The sequence below is a fragment of the Rothia sp. 27098_8_27 genome (assembly GCF_041432805.1).
Classification (GTDB): Bacteria; Actinomycetota; Actinomycetes; order Actinomycetales; family Micrococcaceae; genus Rothia; species Rothia mucilaginosa.
In genome coordinates this window covers 1-5,480 of the sequence record NZ_JAPWAJ010000013.1, presented here as the reverse complement: position 1 = coordinate 5,480, position 5,480 = coordinate 1, and the positions used below count along the sequence as shown (strand labels likewise).

2 rRNA genes are annotated in these 5,480 nt (G+C 51.8%); both read right to left on the bottom strand.

The features are described 5' to 3' along the window. Positions 1-25: 25 nt before the first annotated feature. A 23S ribosomal RNA gene (locus tag O3675_RS08970) occupies positions 26-3,117 on the bottom strand. Positions 3,118-3,423: 306 nt separating this feature from the next. Next, positions 3,424-4,951 (bottom strand): 16S ribosomal RNA (locus O3675_RS08965). The 16S and 23S rRNA genes sit together here, the layout of an rRNA operon. Between the last annotated feature and the right edge of the window lie 529 nt (positions 4,952-5,480).

The following is a 5,480-nucleotide window of genomic DNA, read 5'->3' as shown; positions in this document are numbered from 1 at the left end:
AACGCAAACAACAAAACACATCTTGAAAAGTAAGCCTTCGGCCTATTAGTACCAGTCAACTCCACGAGTCTTCAGTCCTCGCTTCCATACCCGGCCTATCAACCTCATCATCTATAAGGAGCCTCACACACCAAAGTGCCAGGAAATCTCATCTCGAAACAGGCTTCCCGCTTAGATGCTTTCAGCGGTTATCCCTCCCGAACGTAGCCAATCAGCCATGCACCTGGCGGTACAACTGACATACCAGAGGTTCGTCCGTCCCGGTCCTCTCGTACTAAGGACAGCCTTTCTCAAATTTCCAACGCGCGCAGCGGATAGGGACCGAACTGTCTCACGACGTTCTGAACCCAGCTCGCGTACCGCTTTAATGGGCGAACAGCCCAACCCTTGGGACCGACTCCAGCCCCAGGATGCGACGAGCCGACATCGAGGTGCCAAACCATGCCGTCGATATGGACTCTTGGGCAAGATCAGCCTGTTATCCCCGAGGTACCTTTTATCCGTTGAGCGACGGCCGTTCCACAACGTACCGCCGGATCACTAGTCCCGACTTTCGTCCCTGCTCGACCTGCCAGTCTCACAGTCAAGCTCCCTTGTGCACTTACACTCAACACCTGATTGCCAACCAGGCTGAGGGAACCTTTGGGCGCCTCCGTTACACTTTAGGAGGCAACCGCCCCAGTTAAACTACCCATCAGGCACTGTCCCTGAACCAGATCATGGCCCGAAGTTAGACATCCAGATTGACCAGAGTGGTATTTCAACAACGACTCCACACAAACTAGCGTCCATGCTTCACAGTCTCCCACCTATCCTACACAAGCCAAACCAAACACCAATACCAAACTATAGTAAAGGTCACGGGGTCTTTCCGTCCTGCTGCGCGAAACGAGCATCTTTACTCGTACTGCAATTTCGCCGAGTTCATGGTTGAGACAGTAGGGAAGTCGTTACTCCATTCGTGCAGGTCGGAACTTACCCGACAAGGAATTTCGCTACCTTAGGATGGTTATAGTTACCACCGCCGTTTACTGGGGCTTAAATTCTCAGCTTCGCCCAAAAAAGGGCTAACCAATCCTCTTAACCTTCCAGCACCGGGCAGGAGTCAGTCCGTATACATCGTCTTACGACTTCGCACGGACCTGTGTTTTTGATAAACAGTCGCTTCCCCCTGGTCTCTGCGACCCATACACGCTCCAGGCAGCAAGTGCCCATCACGCTCAAGGTCCCCCTTCTCCCGAAGTTACGGGGGCATTTTGCCGAGTTCCTTAACCATGATTCTCTCGATCGCCTTAGTATTCTCTACCTGATCACCTGTGTCGGTTTAGGGTACGGGCGGCTAAAACCTCACGCCGATGCTTTTCTCGGCAGCATAGGATCACCAAATCCCCCAAAAACGGGGTCCCATCACGTCTCAGGCACACAACCGGCGCATTTAACAACCGACAACCCTACACGCTTAGACCACGACAACCATCGCGTGGCTTGGCTACCTTCCTGCGTCACACCTGTTAATACGTTTACCTCCAAAGATCGGGTCCCACAACCCACACAACACACAAACAAAAGCCTGCACATCATGCTTCGCATGGTTAGCATCACAATATCAGTATGGGCGGTTTTTCACCGGTACGGGAATATCAACCCGTTATCCATCGACTACGCCTGTCGGCCTCGCCTTAGGCCCCGACTAACCCAGGGCAGATTAACTTGACCCTGGAACCCTTGATCATCCGGCGGATGAGTTTCTCACTCATCTTTCGCTACTCATGCCTGCATTCTCACTCGCATAGCCTCCACCACTGGTTTACACCGCAGCTTCACCGGCTACACGACGCTCCCCTACCCAACAATCCAAAAAGATCATTGCCACAACTTCGGCGGTGTACTTGAGCCCCGCTACATTATCGGCGCAGAATCACTTGACCAGTGAGCTGTTACGCACTCTTTCAAGGATGGCTGCTTCTAAGCCAACCTCCTGGTTGTCTAAGCAACTCCACATCCTTTCCCACTTAGCACACGCTTAGGGGCCTTAGTTGGTGGTCTGGGCTGTTTCCCTCTCGACAATGAAGCTTATCCCCCACTGTCTCACTGCTACGCTCTCACTTACCGGCATTCGGAGTTTAGCTGACGTCAGTAACCCGTGAAGGCCCATCGGCCATCCAGTAGCTCTACCTCCGGCAAGAAACACGTAACGCTGCACCTAAATGCATTTCGGGGAGAACCAGCTATCACAGAGTTTGATTGGCCTTTCACCCCTATCCACAGCTCATCCCCTCCATTTTCAACTGAAGTGGGTTCGGTCCTCCACGACGTCTTACCGTCGCTTCAACCTGGCCATGGATAGATCACTCCGCTTCGGGTCTAGGTCATGCCACTCAAACGCCCTATTCAGACTCGCTTTCGCTACGGATACCCCACACGGGTTAACCTCGCGACATAACACTAACTCGCAGGCTCATTCTTCAAAAGGCACGCTGTCACCCCAAAAGGCTCCAACGGCTTGTAAGCACACGGTTTCAGGTACTATTTCACTCCCCTCCCGGGGTACTTTTCACCATTCCCTCACGGTACTGATTCACTATCGGTCATTAAGAAGTATTTAGACTTACCAGGTGGTCCTGGCAGATTCACACGAGATTCCACGAGCCCCGTGCTACTCGGGTGGCCACACCACGGACAGAACAATTTCGATTACGGGACTCTCACCCTCTACGGCCGACCATTCCAAGTCGTTCACCTACCATCCTGAACATCATGCCGGCAGCCAGTTAGAACTGCCACTGTGACTCCCACAACCCCCATGATGCAACGCCTAACCGCTATCACACACCACAGGTTTAGTCTCTTCCGCTTTCGCTCGCCACTACTCACAGAATCATTACTTTATTTTCTCTTCCTGCGGGTACTGAGATGTTTCACTTCCCCGCGTTCCCCCCAACCAGCCTATACATTCAGCTGGCGGTAACTCACCATGAAGATGAGCCAGGTTTCCCCATTCGGAAATCCTCGGATCACAGCCCAGTTATCGGCTCCCCGAGGCTTATCGCAGATTCACACGTCCTTCATCGGCTCTTAATGCCAAGGCATCCACCGTGTGCCCTTAATAACTTACACACAATCAAGAAAAATAAGAATCTAAAATCAACAATCAAACCAACACCAAAGCATTGATTCAACGCAAATTCCAGAAGATGCTCGCGTCCACTATATAGTTCTCAAACAACAACCCACAACACAACAACAACACAAACAAAAACATTTGCATCATCACCATGCCAGGCAAACAAAGGAACAACACATGCGTGTTACCCCAAAACCCAACAATGCGCCTCATCCAACCCAAAACCAACATTCCACCCATGAGCAAAACCACCCACCCGACACTCGCGGGTAGCATGGCCAACTAAATGTGCTCCTTAGAAAGGAGGTGATCCAGCCGCACCTTCCGGTACGGCTACCTTGTTACGACTTAGTCCCAATCGCCAATCCCACCTTAGACGGCTCCCTCCAAAAAGGTTAGGCCACCGGCTTTGGGTGTTACCAACTTTCGTGACTTGACGGGCGGTGTGTACAAGGCCCGGGAACGTATTCACCGCAGCGTTGCTGATCTGCGATTACTAGCGACTCCGACTTCATGGGGTCGAGTTGCAGACCCCAATCCGAACTGAGACCGGCTTTTAGGGATTAGCTCCACCTCACAGTATCGCAACCCTCTGTACCGGCCATTGTAGCATGCGTGAAGCCCAAGACATAAGGGGCATGATGATTTGACGTCATCCCCACCTTCCTCCGAGTTGACCCCGGCAGTCTCCTATGAGTCCCCACCATTACGTGCTGGCAACATAGAACGAGGGTTGCGCTCGTTGCGGGACTTAACCCAACATCTCACGACACGAGCTGACGACAACCATGCACCACCTGTATACCAGCCCCGAAGGGAAACACCATCTCTGATGCGGTCCAGTATATGTCAAGCCTTGGTAAGGTTCTTCGCGTTGCATCGAATTAATCCGCATGCTCCGCCGCTTGTGCGGGCCCCCGTCAATTTCTTTGAGTTTTAGCCTTGCGGCCGTACTCCCCAGGCGGGGCACTTAATGCGTTAGCTACGGCGCGGAAAACGTGGAATGTCCCCCACACCTAGTGCCCAACGTTTACGGCATGGACTACCAGGGTATCTAATCCTGTTCGCTCCCCATGCTTTCGCTTCTCAGCGTCAGTTACAGCCCAGAGACCTGCCTTCGCCATCGGTGTTCCTCCTGATATCTGCGCATTCCACCGCTACACCAGGAATTCCAGTCTCCCCTACTGCACTCTAGTCTGCCCGTACCCACTGCAATACACGGAGTTAAGCTCCGGCCTTTCACAGCAGACGCGACAAACCGCCTACAAGCTCTTTACGCCCAATAATTCCGGACAACGCTCGCGCCCTACGTATTACCGCGGCTGCTGGCACGTAGTTAGCCGGCGCTTTCTCTGCAGGTACCGTCAATCTCTCTTCTTCCCTGCTAACAGAGGTTTACAACCCGAAGGCCGTCATCCCTCACGCGGCGTCGCTGCATCAGGCTTGCGCCCATTGTGCAATATTCCCCACTGCTGCCTCCCGTAGGAGTCTGGGCCGTGTCTCAGTCCCAGTGTGGCCGGTCACCCTCTCAGGCCGGCTACCCGTCGTCGCCTTGGTGAGCCGTTACCTCACCAACAAGCTGATAGGCCGTGAGCCCATCTATAACCACTACATAACGCTTTCCACCAACACCCCATGCGGAGATTGGTCGTATCCGGTATTAGACCCAGTTTCCCAGGCTTATCCCAGAGTTAAAGGTAGGTTACTCACGTATTACTCACCCGTTCGCCACTAATCCACCTAGCAAGCTAGGCTTCATCGTTCGACTTGCATGTGTTAAGCACGCCGCCAGCGTTCGTCCTGAGCCAGAATCAAACTCTCCGTTGAAAAAATAGAAAAGCTTGATAATCTGATCTCAAACAGCGAATCACACACGGGGGGTGCGTGACTCAAGCTGACTAAATTTGAAACCATTTGATGATTATCAAATATAAATAAATATTTGGTATTAGTTTCAGTTTCCATCACCATTCGGTGATTTTATTGAACAAAGCACACTATTGAGTTCTCAAGCAACACACCGATTCAACACCTCACTTACTCTTTCGAGAAGTCTTACCGTTGAACGGTCATTCATGTTATTTCGTTATCACCGCGTTCCCGCGGCAACTCAATCAACTATACCAGCGTTTCGTTTGCCATGCAAATCCGTTTTCCGTGATTCACACCACAAAGTTTCTTTCCTAAACTCCTCCAACATCACCATTCAGATGATCAAGAATCTTCTAAGCAAGAAACCAAAACACTATACAATTGAAAGTCGTTCAACCGCTTCTGACTAGGAGAAACACCGAAGAAGTTCTTCGTTTTTTCCTCCTCGCCGCGGCGACTCATACAACTATACAGATGCCGAAAT